Origin of the sequence: uncultured Brachyspira sp., assembly GCF_934747485.1 — a bacterium.
In the GTDB taxonomy this organism is placed as follows: domain Bacteria; phylum Spirochaetota; class Brachyspiria; order Brachyspirales; family Brachyspiraceae; genus Brachyspira.
This window is the reverse complement of sequence record NZ_CAKVGN010000058.1, coordinates 1-18795: the sequence shown is the minus strand read 5'-3', so window position 1 is coordinate 18795 and position 18795 is coordinate 1. Positions and strand designations below refer to the sequence as shown.

Annotated in this window: 18 protein-coding genes; 5 read left to right on the top strand and 13 right to left on the bottom strand. The window is 28.1% G+C overall.

Annotated elements, in window-relative coordinates:
- The first annotated feature begins 210 nt into the window (after window positions 1-210).
- Entirely contained in the window at window positions 211-3147 is a 2937-nt protein-coding gene (gene secA, locus Q0H31_RS10300) for a preprotein translocase subunit SecA (RefSeq protein WP_295297891.1), read from the top strand.
- Window positions 3148-3222: 75 nt separating this feature from the next.
- On the opposite strand, the gene Q0H31_RS10295 is transcribed toward secA, so the two are convergent.
- The 3 genes from Q0H31_RS10295 to Q0H31_RS10285 all read right to left on the bottom strand — a co-directional run bounded on the left by Q0H31_RS10295 (window position 3223) and on the right by Q0H31_RS10285 (window position 5618).
- Window positions 3223-3858: an NAD(P)H-binding protein gene (locus Q0H31_RS10295; RefSeq protein ID WP_295297889.1), complete on the bottom strand. Its 636-nt coding sequence runs from the start codon at window positions 3856-3858 to the stop codon at window positions 3223-3225.
- A 116-nt stretch (window positions 3859-3974) separates the two neighbouring features.
- Window positions 3975-4829, bottom strand: a complete 855-nt coding sequence (locus Q0H31_RS10290; protein WP_295297887.1) for a Sir2 silent information regulator family NAD-dependent deacetylase — start codon at window positions 4827-4829, stop codon at window positions 3975-3977.
- Window positions 4830-4841: 12 nt separating this feature from the next.
- Window positions 4842-5618 (bottom strand): protein-ADP-ribose hydrolase, encoded by a 777-nt coding sequence (locus Q0H31_RS10285; protein ID WP_295297885.1) that lies wholly within the window; start codon window positions 5616-5618, stop codon window positions 4842-4844.
- Between the two features lie 126 nt (window positions 5619-5744).
- Here Q0H31_RS10285 and Q0H31_RS10280 point away from each other — a divergent pair, with 126 nt between their 5' ends.
- On the top strand, window positions 5745-6164 hold the full coding sequence (locus Q0H31_RS10280; protein ID WP_295297883.1) for an Rrf2 family transcriptional regulator: 420 nt from the start codon (window positions 5745-5747) through the stop codon (window positions 6162-6164).
- Window positions 6165-6169: 5 nt separating this feature from the next.
- The gene (locus tag Q0H31_RS10275) at window positions 6170-7048 is read left to right on the top strand and encodes a hypothetical protein (RefSeq protein ID WP_295297881.1); all 879 of its coding nucleotides are present in this window, start codon (window positions 6170-6172) and stop codon (window positions 7046-7048) included.
- On the opposite strand, the gene Q0H31_RS10270 is transcribed toward Q0H31_RS10275, so the two are convergent.
- The 4 genes from Q0H31_RS10270 to Q0H31_RS10255 form a co-directional block, all read right to left on the bottom strand.
- Window positions 7038-7949 carry a DMT family transporter gene (locus Q0H31_RS10270; protein WP_295297879.1) on the bottom strand — a complete coding sequence of 304 codons (912 nt, stop codon included), beginning with the start codon at window positions 7947-7949 and terminating at the stop codon, window positions 7038-7040. The genes Q0H31_RS10275 and Q0H31_RS10270 overlap by 11 nt on opposite strands.
- The gene (locus tag Q0H31_RS10265) at window positions 7942-8808 is read right to left on the bottom strand and encodes a segregation/condensation protein A (protein ID WP_295297878.1); all 867 of its coding nucleotides are present in this window, start codon (window positions 8806-8808) and stop codon (window positions 7942-7944) included. The genes Q0H31_RS10270 and Q0H31_RS10265 overlap by 8 nt, the downstream gene beginning before the upstream one ends.
- 50 nt (window positions 8809-8858) lie before the next feature.
- Window positions 8859-9521, bottom strand: coding sequence for an ankyrin repeat domain-containing protein (locus Q0H31_RS10260; RefSeq protein ID WP_295297876.1), 663 nt, complete (start codon window positions 9519-9521; stop codon window positions 8859-8861).
- A gap of 72 nt (window positions 9522-9593) precedes the next feature.
- On the bottom strand, window positions 9594-9749 hold the full coding sequence (locus Q0H31_RS10255) for a hypothetical protein (RefSeq protein WP_295297874.1): 156 nt from the start codon (window positions 9747-9749) through the stop codon (window positions 9594-9596).
- A 444-nt stretch (window positions 9750-10193) separates the two neighbouring features.
- Here Q0H31_RS10255 and Q0H31_RS10250 point away from each other — a divergent pair, with 444 nt between their 5' ends.
- Window positions 10194-11396, top strand: a complete 1203-nt coding sequence (locus Q0H31_RS10250) for a pyridoxal phosphate-dependent aminotransferase (RefSeq protein WP_295297872.1) — start codon at window positions 10194-10196, stop codon at window positions 11394-11396.
- A gap of 43 nt (window positions 11397-11439) precedes the next feature.
- Here the strand turns inward: Q0H31_RS10250 and Q0H31_RS10245 are convergent, their stop codons facing one another.
- From Q0H31_RS10245 to Q0H31_RS10230, 4 genes are all read right to left on the bottom strand, one after another.
- Window positions 11440-12150, bottom strand: coding sequence for a hypothetical protein (locus tag Q0H31_RS10245; RefSeq protein ID WP_295297870.1), 711 nt, complete (start codon window positions 12148-12150; stop codon window positions 11440-11442).
- 587 nt (window positions 12151-12737) lie between these two features.
- Window positions 12738-13169 (bottom strand): rhodanese-like domain-containing protein, encoded by a 432-nt coding sequence (locus Q0H31_RS10240; RefSeq protein WP_295297868.1) that lies wholly within the window; start codon window positions 13167-13169, stop codon window positions 12738-12740.
- 97 nt (window positions 13170-13266) lie between these two features.
- Window positions 13267-15009, bottom strand: a complete 1743-nt coding sequence (locus tag Q0H31_RS10235) for a hypothetical protein (RefSeq protein ID WP_295297866.1) — start codon at window positions 15007-15009, stop codon at window positions 13267-13269.
- Between the two features lie 6 nt (window positions 15010-15015).
- A complete protein-coding gene (locus Q0H31_RS10230) occupies window positions 15016-15552 on the bottom strand; it encodes a hypothetical protein (protein WP_295297864.1) in 537 nt (178 codons plus the stop codon).
- A 165-nt stretch (window positions 15553-15717) separates the two neighbouring features.
- On the opposite strand from Q0H31_RS10230, the gene Q0H31_RS10225 reads away from it, so the two are divergent.
- On the top strand, window positions 15718-16656 hold the full coding sequence (locus tag Q0H31_RS10225) for a DUF4912 domain-containing protein (RefSeq protein WP_295297862.1): 939 nt from the start codon (window positions 15718-15720) through the stop codon (window positions 16654-16656).
- A 56-nt stretch (window positions 16657-16712) separates the two neighbouring features.
- On the opposite strand, the gene ispH is transcribed toward Q0H31_RS10225, so the two are convergent.
- Together ispH and rpmB are read right to left on the bottom strand one after the other, a co-directional pair.
- Window positions 16713-18443 (bottom strand): 4-hydroxy-3-methylbut-2-enyl diphosphate reductase, encoded by a 1731-nt coding sequence (gene ispH, locus Q0H31_RS10220; protein WP_295297860.1) that lies wholly within the window; start codon window positions 18441-18443, stop codon window positions 16713-16715.
- On the bottom strand, window positions 18443-18634 hold the full coding sequence (rpmB, locus tag Q0H31_RS10215; RefSeq protein ID WP_014932896.1) for a 50S ribosomal protein L28: 192 nt from the start codon (window positions 18632-18634) through the stop codon (window positions 18443-18445). Before rpmB ends, ispH begins: the two co-directional genes overlap by 1 nt.
- Window positions 18635-18795 lie beyond the last annotated feature (161 nt).

Here is an 18795-nt window from a genome sequence, read left to right as displayed (position 1 = left end):
ATTTAGCTATTTATATTATAAGGAATACCTACTTTATTTTAACTAAAAAACGTGCAATATCTATGGCTCCTAAACAAGTAAAATAATTTTTTGTACTTTATTATATTTACATTATATGTTATTATTAAGTTTAAATAAAGAATATTTTTAGTTGTTTATTTGTTTATAATGTTTAAGCAATCTTGATTTAATAAAGGAGATTTACCTATAATGGGAGCGATGGATTTAGTATTTAAATTAATATTTGGCTCTAAAGAACAAAATGATGCCAAAATATTAAAACCTATAGCAGAGAAAACATTAACATTTGAAGAAGAAATAAAGAAATTAACTAATGAAGAGTTAACTAATAAAACAAAAGAGTTTAGGCAAAGAGTAGAAGATTATATAGGCTGTAAGACAGAGGAATTAGATTTATCGAAAGAAGAGAATAAAAAGAAGCTTCAAGATATATTAGATGAGTTGCTTCCAGAGGCATTTGCTGTTGTACGCGAGGCAAGTTTAAGAACCACAGGCATGAGGCATTTTGATGTGCAGGTAATGGGAGGTGCTGTGCTTCATCAGGGAAGAATTGCTGAGATGAAAACGGGTGAAGGTAAGACGCTTGTTGCAACACTTGCAGTTTATCTTAATGCTTTAACAGGACTTGGGGTGCATGTAGTTACAGTTAATGATTATCTTGCTAAAAGGGACGCTGAGTGGATGATGCCTATATACTCTATGCTTGGTATTAGTGTAGGCATACTTGATAATACTAAACCGCATTCACCAGAGAGAAGAGCTGTTTATAATTGCGATGTTGTTTATGGTACTAATAATGAGTTTGGTTTCGACTATTTAAGAGATAATATGGTTGTGAGAAAAGAAGATAAAGTGCAGAGAAAGTTTTATCATGCCATAGTGGACGAGGTTGACAGTATATTAATAGACGAAGCAAGAACTCCGCTTATAATATCAGGACCTGCAGAAAAAAATATTAAAATGTATTATGAGATAGATAGAATCATACCTATGCTTAAGCAGGCAGAAACAGATGAGAGAATGAAAGAGATTGCAGGTACTGGTGATTATGTATTAATAGAAAAAGATAAAAACGTATATCTTACAGAAGAGGGTGTAAAAAAAGTAGAAAAGCTTTTGAATATAGAAAACCTTTATGGTGCTCAAAGCAGTACAATAGTTCACCATGTTAATCAGGCATTAAAGGCTCATAAGGTATTTAAAAGAGATGTTGATTATATGGTTACAGATGGGGAGGTTTTGATTGTAGATGAGTTTACAGGACGTGTTCTTGAGGGAAGAAGATATAGCGATGGTCTTCACCAAGCAATAGAGGCCAAAGAAAAAGTTGCTATACAAAATGAATCTCAAACTTATGCAACAATCACATTCCAAAACTATTTTAGAATGTATCTAAAACTTTCTGGTATGACGGGTACAGCAGAAACAGAGGCAGAAGAGTTTTATAAAATATATAAGCTTGATGTTGCAGTTATTCCTACAAATAAACCTATAGCAAGACAGGATTTATCAGACAGAATATATAGAACAAGAAAAGCAAAATTTGAGGCATTGGCAAAATATATTAAAGAGCTTCAAGATGCAGGAAAGCCAGTGTTAGTTGGTACAGTATCTGTTGAGATGAATGAAGAATTGTCTAAAGTATTTAAAAGGCATAAAATTATTCACGAAGTGCTTAATGCTAAAAACCACTCGAGGGAAGCTCAGATAATTGCACAGGCAGGAGAGCCGGGTGCTGTTACACTTGCTACAAACATGGCAGGCCGTGGTACGGATATTGTGCTTGGAGGTAACCCTATTGCTAAGGGTGTTTCTGAGATAGAGCAAATACTTACAATAATGAGAGATAGGGCGTTTAAAGAGAGAGACCCTTACAAAAAAGAAGAGTTAAATCAAAAAATAAAATCTATAGACCTTTATAAAGAGGCTTTCGTAAGATTTGTTATTGCGGGCAAGCTTGATGAGGCTAAAGAGCTGGCTGAAAAAAATAATGCTTTAGAGATGCTTGAGAAAATAGAGAGAATCACACAAATAAATGAAAAGTCTAAGATAGACAAAGAGGCTGTGTTAAAGGCTGGCGGTTTGCATGTTATAGGAAGTGAAAGGCACGAGGCTAGACGTATAGACAATCAGCTTCGCGGTAGGAGCGGAAGACAGGGAGACCCTGGATTAAGTGTATTTTTCTTATCGCTTGAAGATGATTTGATGAGGCTTTTTGGAGGCGAGAGAGTTTCTAGCATGATGCTTGCTATGGGTATGGGTGAAGAGGAAGAGCTTGGACACAAGTGGCTTAACAAATCTATTGAAAATGCTCAGAGAAAAGTTGAGGGCAGAAACTTTGATATAAGAAAGCATTTGCTTGAGTATGATGATGTTATGAATCAGCAGCGTATGGCGGTTTATGCTGAGAGAGATTATATACTTTATTCTGATGATATTTCGCCAAGAATAGAAGAGATTATTTCTGATGTAGTAGATTCTACAATAAGGGAGATAGCAGACGGCAAAAAGACTGTTGATCCTATGGAAATAACAAAATGGCTTAACAGTTATTTGATTGGTATAGATGAAGATGCGGCAAACAAGGCTGTTGAAGGCGGAGTTGAAAATGCAATAAAAAATCTTACTAATGTATTATTAGAAACATATAGAAAAAAATCTTTAGAGGTAGATGAAAAGATATTTAGAGAAGTAGAGAAAAATATATTCCTTTCAATTATAGATAATAGATGGAAAGACCATTTATTTGCTATGGACAGTTTAAGAGAGGGTATAGGACTTAGAGGATATGCTGAGAAAAATCCTCTTACAGAATATAAACTCGAAGGATATAAGATGTTTGTAGCTACTATGGATGTTATTCACAATGAGCTTATTAATCTTTTAATGAGAGTAAGAATAATGCCTAATGCCTTTAATAATACTGAGAGAGAAAGTGCTTTTGACGGCGGCGTTGAAGAGAAGAGCAGTGCTAGTGCTATGGATAATAATAATGAAAATGCTAAACCAAAAATAGCACAGGCACAAGTAAAAATGACAAACAAAATAGGCAGAAACGACCCTTGTCCTTGCGGAAGCGGCAAGAAATATAAGCATTGTCATGGCAAAGATAATAAAGACAATTAAAAATAGTAAAGATAATTAAGTAAAAATATAAGCGTATAAAAGATTATCTCCTTTATACGCTTTATACTACTTTTATTATTTTGAACAGAATGTTATTCTTTGATTTAAGTATTTTTTATTAACTATTTCATCAGCAAAAGCAGCGGCATAATCAGCATAACTAATACAGCTTTCCCCTTTAGAATTAATTAATAATTCATCATGGCCTATATTATATTTTCCTGTTTTCTCTCCCTCAGCTTGAAAATCTGCAGAAGGTGATACATAAGTCCATAAAACATCTTTTTTGCTTTTTAATATATCAAATGCTTTAATAGAACTCACAGCCACCCCCATAAAAATATCTGGAAAATTAGGAGTATCTTTTAATATCATAGTATGTTCTTTATTGACATACAAACTTGCTGCTCCTCCTATCACCATTAATCTAATATTTGTGTTTGCAAGTATGTTACATAAATGCTCCATAACTAATGAATGCTTATCAAGTTCTTTCTCGTCCCATATTCCAAATGCACTTACTACAGTGTCGAATTCTTTCAAATCATCTTTTGTTAAATTAAATAAATCTTTTTCTATAACTTTTACTTTTGAATTATTGATTTTTGTTTTATCTCTTACTATAGCTGTAACATCTAATCCTCTTTCTAATGCCTCATTCATAATTAATTTTCCAGCTCTTCCATTTGCTGCTATTATTGCAATTTTCATTTTTTATTCTCCTTTTTTTGTATAAAATATTTTTCTTTAATTAAAGAAGTTGTAATAGCTATTATTACAACTATACTAACATATTTTTGTTGTAATGTCAAGTATTACAACAAAAATTATTTGTTTTTTATATATTTTAATACCTTGGATATATCATCATCTATACATATAGAGCGTTCTTTTAAATCAGGTGTAGAGAAAACATTTTTTAGATTAATAGAGGCGTAAATTGAGTTTTTATTTTTTAAAGCCATTCTCCAAAAAGAATATTTTATTATAGCAGGAGTATTAAATCCTACACCCAATTCCAAAAACAAAATATTTTTATCTTTAGAATCATTTAAAAAAGCCTTATATTTATCTTTGGCTTTATACCAGTTTTCATCTTGAACAAATGTTTCATCGCTTCTTAGATTCATTGACATATTTGCTCCGCAGTGTGGACATTTTGGTATAAGCTCTGAAGGTATTTTTAAATCTTTTCTGTGTTTTATCATTTCTCTTATATATTTTTCATTGTAGAAAGTTTCCTGTCTGCATGGTGTAGAGCATTGAAAAAGAGAAAAATCTCCCTGAACTTTAAATAGTCTGTCTTTATCAAAATTAGCTGCTTCAAATCTTCCATCAACATTTGTTGTAATTACAAAATAATTTTTATTTTTTACTATGTCTAAAAGATTTAAATGAGTTTCATCTGCCGGAATATCATATCTGTTAATATAAACAAATAAAGAAAAAAATCCCCAGAAATCTTCTAAAGTAGGGTAGTTGTAAAAGCCTGCACTATACATATCCGTTAATCCGTATTTTTCTCTATACTCAGAAAAGTTATCATCAAATCGTTTGCCGCTATATAAAAAACCTGCAGAAGCAGAAAGCCCAGCACCTGCACCTATTAATATATAGTCTGATTTTTCTATAGCTAATTTTAATTTTTTTGTTAATTTAATATCATTTAATTGTTCATTCATATTTTTTACCTTCTAATTATTTAAAATATTGTTATAAAGTTTATAATCTAAATCTTTAAATACATTGAATACTATTTTTATATTGTACTCAGTATTCTCTAAAAAATCTCTCACCGCTTTAACTGCTATGAAGCTAGCAAGTTCATTTGGAAACCTAAACTCTCCTGTGGATATTGAGCAAAATGCTATACTTCTTATATTATTATTTTTAGCTGTTTCTAAGCATGATTTATAGCACTTATATAAAAGCTCTTCATCATTTTTTGAAACTTCATTTTTTATTATTGGGCCTACTGTATGCAAAACATATTTACTAGGAAGATTGAATGCTGGAGTTATTAGGCAGCTTCCTGTTTTCTCAAGATTTCCTTTCATAATATCATTGCAATAGAGTCTTAGTCTAGTTCCTGAGGCACTATGTATTGCATTATCTATGCATTTGTGAAGCGGTACAAAACAGCCAAGCATAGCAGAATTAGCTGCATTTACTATTGCTTCTATTTTTAGAGTTGTTATATCTCCTTTCCATATATATAAATTATCCTTTATAGGTTTTATATCATCTATACTAATTAGCTTTTTATTTTTAAGCCTATCTTGCAAATATTCATCTTCTATTTTTAAATATTCTTCGCTTATATTATTGGGGCTTCTTATATTCATTAAACATCTAAAATAATTATATAGTTTTTCTTCATCATTTTCTTTTATGGCGTTATTTAAATCCTCATCATATTTGTAATTTTTTTCTTTCATAAGAAAGTCTATTAAAAATAGTAATTTATCCATTAATACACCTCTATTGTAATAATAATTATTACAATGATATATTGTTTTAATGTAATGTCAAGTATTACAATAATTTTGTTGCATTAATAAAATAAATGTATTATAATTTTATCTAAGGATATTCTTATGAAAATTAGTTCAAGGTTTACAATAGCAATACATACTCTCATTTGTATTCTGTATTTTAAAGATGAGAAAATGACTTCCAATTTTATTTCATGCAGTGTTAATGTTAATCCTGTTATAATAAGAAATATTTTGATACAATTACAAAAAGCAGATATTATCACAGTAAAAAGAGGAACAGGCGGTGTTTCATTAAATAGAAAAATAGAAGATATTACATTGCTTGATATATTTAATGCTGTAGAGAGTTTAGATGATGATAATTTGTTTAGTTTTCATGAAAATCCAAACAAAAAATGCCCTGTTGGAAAAAAAATTACTTCAGCACTGCAGCCAAAGCTTGAAATTGTTCAAAAGGCGATGGAAGATAAATTAAAACATATTACATTAAAAGATATATTTAATGATATAAAAGAATAATTTTTATGATTAATGAAGATATAATAAAATTAAAAAAAGAGTTGTTTGAGGGAGAATATTCTGATATATTAAAAGCAATATCTGCCTCTAATACCTTTCTGGCTAAATCAACTATAGAATCTTATTTAAGAGAGTTTAGTGCGTATAATAATAAAAGAGAGCTGAATGCTATAGAGATATTTGTATCAGAATATTCAAAGCTTCATTACTATGATGATGGAAGCGTGATAAAAGTTATAGATGAATTATTAAAATACAAAACTATAAACTCTATTGAAAATATTTCTTTTGATACAAATATAAATAATGCTTTACTATACGGTGATTTTGTGAGGTTTATTTTTGCTTTATATTTTGGCAAGTATCAAGATGAATTAAATATAATAATAAAACATATTTATGAATCTATATCTGTAATATCACATAATTTGGTATCTAATTTTGAGAAAGATAAAATTAATATAATAAAATCTTCTTCTGTGTATAGAAATATTTTTGATGTACTTGCTTTGTTTTCAGAGATTGCAGGAGATGCAAGAAGTAGGGCAGAGGTTATGCATTATAAAAGCTATATTACTGCTAATGTTATGCAAGACTATAGGGCATTGATTGGACCTGATATGATAAAAACAGCTATTTGTTTTGAAGAGATTGAGGATAATGAAAGGGCAATAAATATATATAAGTCAATAACTAGTGATTTTGAATGCGTGCTTTCTTCTATTGTGTATGGTAATTATAAAGAGGAAGATAGAGATGAAGATTATATTTCTTTGGTGTCATTGTGGCAGGCCTATGACGGCATTCAGAGAATAGAAGGCACTAATGCATATGAAGAGAAAATGGATATAATAGAAAAATCAATACATAAAATTATTTCGTAATTATTTTTTTATTATTATCAGCAACAGATGAATATATAATTCCAATTAATATTAAAACTCCTCCTATTATTTGTGCTATATATGGTTTTTCATGAAGCAAAATAATAGCTCCAATTGTAGAGAAGAAAGGAACAGAATCATATATTATACTTGCTTTCATTGCTCCTATTTTAGATACTGCTATATTCCAAAATATAAATCCCAAAGCAGAAGGAAATATTCCAATATATATAAGCACAATTGCTAAATTAAAGTTTAGAGTATGGGCTTGATGGCTGACATATTTTGGAATCATTAATATTAGTAAAGGTATAAGACCTATTGCTACCATAAGATAGAAAAAAGTAGTTTGTGGGAAGTCTTTAGGTTTTATTCTTAATGTTAGAGTGTATACTGCAAATAATGTTACAGCAAAAATCATATATAAATCGCCTATAGAAAATTTCAATTTGCTTATAACTTCTATGCTTCCTTTAGTAAGTAGAATAACAACTCCTAATATAATTATAAATAACCCCTGTTTTTGAGCTTTGCTTAAATGTTTTTTCCATAGAACTCTGCTTATTATTGCAATTATTATAGGGGATAATGTAGCTATTAAAGACATATTAGTGGCATTAGAAGTATGTGCTGCTAAATATACAAAAGTATTAAAAATAGTAATGCCCAATACTGAAATTATTATAATTTTTATCCATAAGCCTTTTACTAAATTAATATTTTTTATTAAACTTCCTATACAAAATGGAGTTAATACTAAAAAAGTAACAAGCCATCTGTAAAATGATATTTCTATTGGAGAGAGACCTACGAGATATCTTGCAGCTACGAAATTTGTACTCCATATTATAACTGCTAATATAGCAAATATATATCCATTGTTAAATTTATTTTCATTCATTATTTAAATCCTGATTAGCTTCATTATTATTATTATTATCTTTTCTTTTAAATACGTAAATATTGCCAAATTTTATATCTTGTTTTAATAAAATCTCTTTTTCCTTAACAAGCTCGAGCATAGCAAGAAAAAAAGTAACAAGCTGCCTTTTTGTAACCCCATCTTTAAATAAAACTATAAATGGAAATACATCTTCTTCAGATAATTTTATTCTTATCATATCAATAGCATTATCTATATGAAAGTTGGACATACCAGAAAGCACTGCCAAATCGGTTTCAGGCACAAATTGCACCTTTGTAAAAGCATATACCAAATCATAAAGAGTAACATCTTTCCAAGCCATTTCATTATCTTCGTTATTGCTGTTATTTTGAAAGAACTTAACTCTTTCAGTATCTTTTCTTTCAAATATAGAATCCGAATATTCTTGAAGCCTGTCAAGCTCTTCAGAAACCATTTTATATCTTTGAAACTCAAGCATTTGCTCTACTATTTCAAATTTAAGTCTATCCGTAAACTTATCATCGTCCATATCGTGCGGCAATAACATTCTTGATTTGTATAAATGAAAATCTGAAGCAACTACCAAAAACTCGCCTGTAGAGTCTAAATTTAATGCTGCCTGCTCTTTTAAATATTCTATAAACTGGTCAATTATTTCTAATATTGAAACTTCGTATATATTTTTTTCACTTCTCTTAAGCATATCAAATAATATTGAAAGGGGACCTTCATAGTCTATGCTTGATAGAGAAACTTTAAACTCATTATTAGACAATTGTGCAGTATTAGAATCATCATTAGAGTTTTGTTCCTGAGGCTGAACATTTGTGTTTTCATTTATATTATTTTCCATAATTGATATATAATATAATAAAAAGACAAAAATTCAAGCTTATTATTTCATTATTCTACAGCACCATATTGCTCTAAATATTCTATTAAAGCATCTCCTTTTTTATAGTTAGCTTTTATATATGCTATTATAGAGCGTCCATTTTTATCTTTAGCATTAACATCTATTCCATTTTTACACAATATTTCAATAGTAGGCATCATTTCTTCTCTTGTAGCAGCCGACATAAAAACCATCATCAAAGCATTATCCCCATCATTATTTAAGGCATTAATGTCTATTTTGGCATCTATTAATATTTGCACTATATCGCTGTGAAGTTTGTATGAAGCTACATGCAAAGCATTTTCTCCATAGCTGTTTTTAGTATTTACATTAATATTTGCCTTAATAAGCATTTTAGCAATATCAATTTTTCCCTCTGAAGCAGCAAATATTAAAGCATTATATCCAACATTATCTACTATATTAACATCAGCATTATGCCGTATAAGAAGTTTTACTATATTAGGATATCCCTTATGTGAAGCAAGCATTAAACCGGTAAGTCCGTCTTCGGTTGTAACATTTACATTTACTTTTCTGTCTAACATAGCTACAACGGTTTCATATTTTCCATTTTCGCATGCTTTTAAAAATTTTACTTCATCGTCTGTTAAAGAATAAAGCTGAAAAGACATAAATATAAATAGAATACAAAAAAACTTTTTCATAAACCTCCAAAAAAGTTATAAAATATATAAATTAAAATACGATAATAAAAACACGATATAGGAGTAGTATATTTATGCTTCTGTATTTAAAGCTCCTCCAGTTACTTTTGCTGCAACATTGATTGTTGTAGTTTGTTCTGTAAGATTAGTTGTAACTGTAACTTCTATACCGCCTATACTTTGCACATATTTATTTGTATTACTGGTTGATGATATACCTGTAATCATTATTTATCCCCCCAAATTAAATTTATAATATATTTTATTACAAATTGATAATAAAAACAATACTAAAAAATTATATGCTATGCAATGTACTTAATTTTTATTTAGCTTTTTAATCTAAAAACCGCACGCTAAATTAAACAAAAATATATAGATTAATTATAATATAACTTTTAATTATATTTATAATTTTGTTAAACGTGCGTAGAGAGAAATTATAATTTAATAAGAACTTGGGTGGGAATGCTTTTTTAATTTTGTATTAATAGAACATAGAAGCAATAGTTGTAGATAATATAGAAACCTTAATTGGGCGGGGGTATTAAATAATACTAAAAAACTTGTAATAAAAAAATATTTATGATTACTGTTATATATTTTCTATATTGACAATTTTTATTATATATTCTAATATTACTATATATAATAAAGTTTTTGGAGAAAAAAATGGAAATATCACAAAGAATTCAAAGGCTAAAAACTTCGCCTGTAAGAAAGTTAAACCCTTATGCTGAAGAAGCTGTTAAGAAAGGCATAAAAATCTATCATCTTAATATAGGTCAGCCTGATATTGAAACACCTAAAGTATTTTTTGAGGCTATTAGTAAATATAATGGTAAAACCCTCAAATATGAACATTCAAGAGGCATGAAACCGCTCATAAATAAAATACAAGAATACTATGAGAAAAAAATAGGTGTGCATTATGAAGAAGATGAAATTAATATCACTAATGGAGGCAGCGAGGGATTATTATTCAGTTTATTAGCTATTTTTGATGAGGGTTATGAAATATTAGTAGCAGAACCTTATTATGCTAATTATAATAGTTTTTATGATGTATTAGACATAAAAAGAAATGCAGTTCGCACTTATGCAGAACAAGGGTTCCATCTTCCAAATCGTGATGAAATAGAAAAGCATATTACTCCAAAAACCAAAGCATATATGTTTTCAAATCCTTCAAACCCTACTGGGGTAGTATCTACAAAAGAGGAGCTTGATGATATAGCTTATCTTGCCAAAAAACACAATATGTTTATTATAAGCGATGAAGTTTATAGAGAGTTTATTTATGGCGACAGAAAGGCTATAAGTTTTGGTACTTACAAAGACTTGGCTGATAATGTTGTTATAATAGATTCTATATCAAAAAGGTTCTCAGCTTGCGGTGCGAGAATAGGGTGTGTAATAAGTAAAAATAAGGCATTCAGCACTGCTGTATTTAGAGAATGTCAGGCAAGATTGTCGGCTCCTACTCTTGAGATGGTTGGTGCGGCTGCTCTATATGATTTGCCTGATAATTATTTTGAGGATGCTAGAAAAGAATATGATAACAGAAGAAAAATCATGTTTGAAGAGCTTACAAAGATGGACGGCGTTATAATGAAAGAGCCGGAGGGAGCTTTCTATGTGCTTGCTAAGCTTCCTGTAAAAAATGCTGAAGAGTTTGCTATTTGGCTGCTTAAAGATTTTAATATTGATGGAGAGACTGTTATGTTTGCTCCGGGTGAAGGTTTTTATGCAACTCCCGGTTTAGGTAAAGACGAGATTAGAATGTGCTATGCATTAGAGGCAAGAGACATAAAAAGAGCTATGGAGATTTTGAAACAGGGCTTAATTAAATACAAAAAAGAAGTAGAAAAATAATTTTTTAAAATGTATAAGGGGCTGTAAATAACAGCCTCTTTTTTTATATAAAATCAGGCGGGAATTTTTTAACTCGTTCTTTAAATAAAAAATCTATCAACTCTCTTGTTCTTGTAAGAAGATAATATGACCATAATTCTATTGAACTTTTTCCTAATGTGTAAGTATTTATTTCATCTGCAGATATAGTTATTATTTTAGTAGTATTTGAGTTTAAGCTAATTTTTAAGTCTGCTTCATAATATTTATCATTTATTCTAAACTCTGGAAGCATATTATGAACTATGCAGTTTCTTATATATTGAATTGTTTTCGCTGTATTATATTCATTTTTGGGAAGCATATTATAATTATTAACTATTGATATTAAAAAACCTATATTAAATTGTGCTAAATCTTCTACATTTGTAATTTGCTCTTTAATTTTTTTACCATTGTTAAACCTATATACAGAAATATATCCATCTTCTTGCATTTTTTCTTCTAATAAAATCATGAGTGATTGTTCAAACATACTACCTGCTAAAGTGCAGCTTGCTTCAAAATATCCGAAATAATAATTTTGATGCACCTGATAGAGAAGTTTTATCATATGTTCAATGCGTGAATTATTTATTTGACCTACATGAAGTCTTTGATACTGAAGTTTTTTTCTTCTGTTTTCTGCCTCTTCTAAAAAGCTGTCATTATATCTCTCTTTAAGTGAAAGTTTTGGCTGCTTTACTTTTTTATTTTCATAAGCTTCATTTTGCATATATAGTCCTAGTTTGATTTATAGGTAGCATTATATATTATAAATATCTTTAATAGAAGCATTTTTATTGAATATATTGTTTCAAAACTCAACTAATAAATATTTGTATTGTTTTAATTTATGTTCTTATTTTTATTCAACTTTTTCCCGCCGCAAAAAGTTGCAAAAAGTGCAAATACTACAACTTTATATTTTACAATATATCTTCAATGTAATAATAACATCTAAAATTTAACGTACACCTAAAGGTAGATTTTATAAAATGCAGTTCTTTTGGTTCTTTTATACCAATAAAAGAACTGGGGGTGTGGGGGCAAAGCCCTGCAAATATATTAATTTAAACAAATAATTTCTTTACATTAACATATTTATTTTATTCAACTTTTTCCCGTGGCAAAAAGTTGCAAAAAACACAAGTATTTAAATTTTATATCTAAGAAATTATATAAAATAATACTAATTATATTTTATATACCAAATATTAAATCAAAAACAATATAAATATTTATTAATTTAGTTTTTAAATAAGTCTATTTTAATAAAAGGGGCTGTAAATAACAGCTCCTTTTATTATTTAACAACAATTTTTATTTATTTAAAGCTTTAGATAGTTCAGTATATCCTCCGTCTTTAAGATAGTTCACATTTTTAAATCCATTGTCAAGCATATATTGAACTGTCTTTCCTGAACGTCCGCCGCTCTTACAATAAAACATATATTTTTTATTTTTATCTAATGACAATATTTTTTTGCTGTATCCTTTAGCTCTATAATCAATATTAATAGCACCTTTTACAGTTCCTGTTTGCTTTATCTCTTCTGGTGTTCTAACATCAATTAGTACTATGTTTGGATCAGATTGCCATAATGATATAAAATCATTAAGAGCCAATCCGTTCTTATTTACAACTTTTACATTGTCAAGTTCGTACACGATCTCATTAGTTTTTGTTGTTTGGGCATTAGATACTATTGTTGTTATTAGTAATGCCAAGATAATAAAAATATTTCTTTTCATAGGTATACCCCTTAGTAGTATTTTATATTATTATTAGACGAATATATATAATAAAAAGTTCCTAAAATATAAAAATAATTTCTGTAAATATAAAAAATTACATATAGCTTGTTATTATTATAATTATTTCATCTTTGCTGTCTAATAAAAAATCTACCGGAGGATTTAAAAGTATATCATCATATCTTTTTATTCCTATTAGAATTATTCCTTTATAGAGCAAATCAAAATAAGCATCTTTAAAAGTTTTGTTATCATCAAAATATTTTGAATATGATGATATTATTATGTCTTTTCCATTTTTGCTCAAGAGTCCATAAAACAAATATAATATATTATAATCAATAGAAGCCTGTGCCATAAGCATACCTATTAATTTGCCGCTTACTATAAAATCTCTGACATCATCTGAATATATTAAATTTCTTTTTTGTATAGAGTCTAATAATGATAAGATAGATAATTGTATATTTTCTTTTTTTATTATTTGTCTTATGATAAGAAGTATATTTATGCTTTTTGCATCTGTTATGCTGTCTTCGGATATTAAAACTATTTTTGTTATGTTGGAGTTTTTTATCTTTTCTAATAGAAATTGATATTTATTTTTATGCATTTTTATGGCATCATAACTTAAAGATTCTAAATTTGCATTTTCTATATATTCTTTTATTTCTCTTGTAACATCATTATTGTTTTTCTCTTCAGAAATTAACAGAATATTATGAATTATATTATTATTATACTTATCATTTTTATTTGCAGTTATAATATCATTTTTATCGTTATTTTTATAAAGAGTAACTAATTTGTCATTTTTCTTTATTGTATATTTACTGTCTGGCACTTTTAAAAACTCCATATCATTTTCTATTATGCCTACAAGTATTACTCCCTTATTCATATATTTTAAAGCAGCTTCTTCAAACAAATCATTTTCAAAATTATGGTTGCTTTCTATTTTAAAGTCATTTCCGTCATTAGAAAACAAATCTTCATACACGCTGCTAAGACCTGTATATATAATGCTTTGAGAAATAAGTTTATATAATAATTCATATTTATAAAGTATATGCACAGTAAAATTTTCATCTTCCATAGATTTTATTATTTCTAAAGTATCTTCGTTATGAACCAAAAGACATATATTTATTTTTTCGTCGCTGCTTCCATCTCGCTCTTCATTTAAAATCTTTTTTAATGCGAGTAAAATATTTAATGACTCAGTATCATCATTATTAATAATAGATATACTAGAGCATTTTTTTATATTAAGAAGTTTTATGTTTTCTATTCTGCTTGTAGAGCCTTCCCTTATAATAATATTAGATTTTCTATATCCCTTAATAAAAGAAACCCTCTTTCTAATAATATCAACATTATTCTCAGAAAGCAGCACTATATTTTTAATTTTAGCAATTAAGAACTCTTCTATAATAGTGAGAGCCTCTTCTCCATATCCAAGTATTATAGAATGTCCCTTTTCCATGATAAAAGCATTACCCTTGCTTAAATTGTTTATTCTATCCTGTAATGCCTTATTAATCATAGCAATTAGAGAACCCCAACCGCATACGCCTATAAAAGTAACCATTAAAAAAGTAAGAACAAGTCCAAAACTTCCGTCTACAGATGATATATTACCAGTATCTATAAATTGCATCAAACTATCCCAAAAAGCATCTTTTATAGGATAATCGAAAATTAATATTATAAAAGCAGAAACTATTAAGAGTATAATAATTATAACACAAACTAAAAGCATTAATTGATAGAACAACCCCTTATTAAGCATTCTATCAATTCTATATTTAAAATATTTGAATATTTCTTTAATCATATTTTATTATTTATAAGTTTTAAAATAATTTAAAATATCTTTATATTTTTTTACATCACCTTTTCCAGATAATAAGACAAATTTATCAAAATTATCATAAACTTTTTTACCATATTCTACTTCTTTAGAATAATCATTTTTTTTCACAGCATTATCATATTTATTTTTATATATAAGAGCAAGCGAATAATAAGAATTAGGGTCGCTTCTCAATTCCAAAGCCTTATTATACATTTCTATAATTTTTTCTTCTTTATATTCTTTTTGCAAATATGTAGCTCCATACATATAAACATCTCCTAAAGTTGAGTATGCAGGATGCTCTTTTAATTCTTTCTTGTTTCTGGAATCTAATATACTAATACAATATTTTAATTGAGCATATGCTTTTTGGCTTCCATCGAATTTGCTTAAAGAGCTTCCATATTTTGCTACTATATCTAATTGCTGATCCTTGCTAGGTGTCATAGGAACAGAGAAATCTTCTTGAGCTAATAAAACAGCAGTAAAGATAGTAAATAATAATATAATATGTTTCTTCACATTTACCCCTCAAAAATAATAATATGCAATAATTATCGTAATAAATATAAAAATAATATAAAAATAAAAAAGTAAAAAAGTTATTGACAATATAGTTATTTATTCTATAATTTACATAACGATTATTACATATTTAAAAAATCCTACACCTATGGAGAATTATTTATGGCCACAACCAAAAAAACTACTACCACCAAAAAAGAAACTGCTGTAAAAAAAACAGCAGTAAAAAAAGATGTAGCCGCTCCTAAAAAAACAACAGCAAAAAAAGCTGTAGCAAAGGAAGAATCTGCCCCAAAAAAAGCTACAGTAAAGAAAGAATCAGTAAAAAAAGAAACAACAGTAAAGAAAGAGATAACAGCTGCTTCCGCTTCCAAAAAAACTACGTCTAAAAAGGCTGATGCAATAAAAGAATCAGCTCCTGCAAAAAAAACAACTACTACTAAGAAAGCTGCAGTAAAAAAAGAAACTACAACTGCTGCTAAAAAAACTGCTACTGCTAAAAAAACTAAAGAAGAAGAAATAGTTATTAAAGTAGAAATTGAAGAAGAAGAAAAAAAACCGAAATATATACCTGATGATGTTGATATTGTTAGAGAATTACCTGACAGATATAATGAAACTAAATTAACTTTGATGATGAGAGACCCTGAATGGTGCTTTTTTTATTGGGATATATCTGATAATGATGTTTCTTATCATTCTTTGAAAAGCCGCAGAATTTCTGTGAGAATATTCCATGTATTTGGTTATGATATTACAAATGGTGAAATACATAGAGAAGTTGATGTTAATTCAATTTATGGCGATAGATATATTAATTTAGCTATGCCGCATGCTTATTTTATTGCTGAATTAGGATATTATGATGAAAATAATAGATTTATAGTATTAGCAAGAAGCAATATGATATATGCTCCAAGAGATTCAATCAGCAGCAATTATGATGAAGAGTGGATGGTAAATGAAGAGATTATTAAATTACTTAAAGCTCCTAAAGCTTTGAGAGAAAGTTTATCTTCTGCTACTATATTTGAGCTCATAGATTTAAGAGCTAATCATTTACAATCATCATCTTCTTCGCTATTTAGAAGAAAAGAATAATTATTAGCGGTATTAAGAATAATTAGTTTTTTGTAAAATAACTTTTGCTTAAAAATTTAAATTAATGCCGCTAAAAATAATACATATAATGTAGAATCTATCAAGATAGAAAATAAATGTCTGCTTGTTATGATTTTTCTTTTCATTACTATAAATGAGATTATACTGCTATATAAAACAGGTATGAAGTATTTTATATTATTGAAGTCTGAGAAAAATATATTTGCTATAACTACACCTATTAATAATATTATTGGTATAATAGCTGTGATTATTGCTAATTTATCTGAGTCTATGTAAGTAGTTAAAGTAACAGCCCCTGCTATTTTATCACTTTGTGAAAATTTTATTTCTATTAAAGCCTGCCTTATAAACATAAATATGAATACTATGCTCACAGAAAATAAATAAGATAATGTATTTTCTTTTAATATATTTCTATTAAGAAGCAATATAGAACCATTTAAAAGAGTGATAACCGCAATAGATATTATTATAGCCTTAAATGGAACTAATTTTTTAAATAATCTAAAGAAAAAAGAATTATTAAATCTGTCATTTTTTTCAAAGCTAATATTATATGCAGTGCCTAAAAGTGTGGATAATATAGTAAGCATTAATATTCCTATATCTATATTATAAGCATTATAGAACATAATAAATGCACTTACTATAATTATAGTTAAAAATGCCGGTTCATATTTTTGGTAGAAAAGATAGCGTCTTTTGTCGCTAATTTTTATAGTATAATTGCTATAACCATTACCCAAACTCATAAACAAATAATATAATGCTACTATTATTCCTATTCTATATTGAAAAGGCTTATCTAAAATATCATAAATAGCATAAGACATTAAAAAAGCACCAAAAGAGAAGAATATATAACCATAATTAAGAAAATCAAATACTTTATTAATGCCTCTATAAAAACTGCTTGAATAATTATCTTTTATAGTTTGGGCAATATCTTCTATTAACCAATCAGGAGTAGATGCTCCAGCCATTATGCCTACATTCTTATATGGCGTAAGGTCTATTTTTTCCAAATCTTCTTTAAACTCCACATAAAATGAGGGCTTTATATTGGAAGCTATTTTGTATAAGTTTTTAGTATTGCTGCTCTCGCTTCCGCCTATAACAAGAACTACATCGTTTCTTTTAGCTATATCTAATATTTCATTTTGTCTTTGTTCGGTTGCTTCACAGATTGTATTTTTTATTATTAATTCAGAGTTTTTGTATTTATTTTGTATTTGCTCAACAAATTTATTGAATGTTTCTTTTTGAAGGGTAGTTTGAGCTACTATTAAAGTTTTTTTATCATATTCTGGAAGTTTCTCTATATCTTCATCTTTATAAACAACATAAACATCATCAGCAAAACCGCACACACCAATAATTTCGGGGTGATTAGGATTGCCTATAACAATAACTCTATAACCTAATGAGCTATGTTTTTTTACTATAGCTTGTATTTTTGCGACATATTTACAAGTGAGATTGACTATTTTTTTAGCATGACTGGATAGAGCTTCCCTTCGGGCTGGAGATATGCCATGTGCTCTTATAATTACAGTTTTATCATCAAGCACAGACATATCATCAGTATCTTCGTAGGTTTTTACACCTGTTTTTTCAAGCATATCTAAAGTTTGAGGATTATGTATAAGATGACCATCTACATAAATCTCTTCATTGTTTTTAGAGGCTTGGGAGAAAGTTTTTTCAACGGCATATTTAACACCATCACAAAAACCTGCGAATTTTCCAATTTCTACTTTCATTATTTAGCTTTTACTACTTTATTTCCTTTAATACATTTAGTGCAAACCAAAGCTTTTTTAGTAGAACCGTTAAGTTCTATTTTTATATTTTGCAAGTTAGCATTGAATGAGCGTTTAGTTTTAATATTTGAGTGGCTAACGCTATGTCCATTCTGTTTACCTTTGCCACATATTTCACATACTCTTGCCATCATTTCCTCCAAAAAAGTTAACAATAATTTTGGAGTTAGTATATAATAAAAACACAATATAGTCAATACTGCAGCATAAAAAAATCTGTTTAGGAGCCATACATATTGCACGTTTTTTAGTTTAAAAAAAGCAGGTATTCCTTATAATTTAATTAACTAAA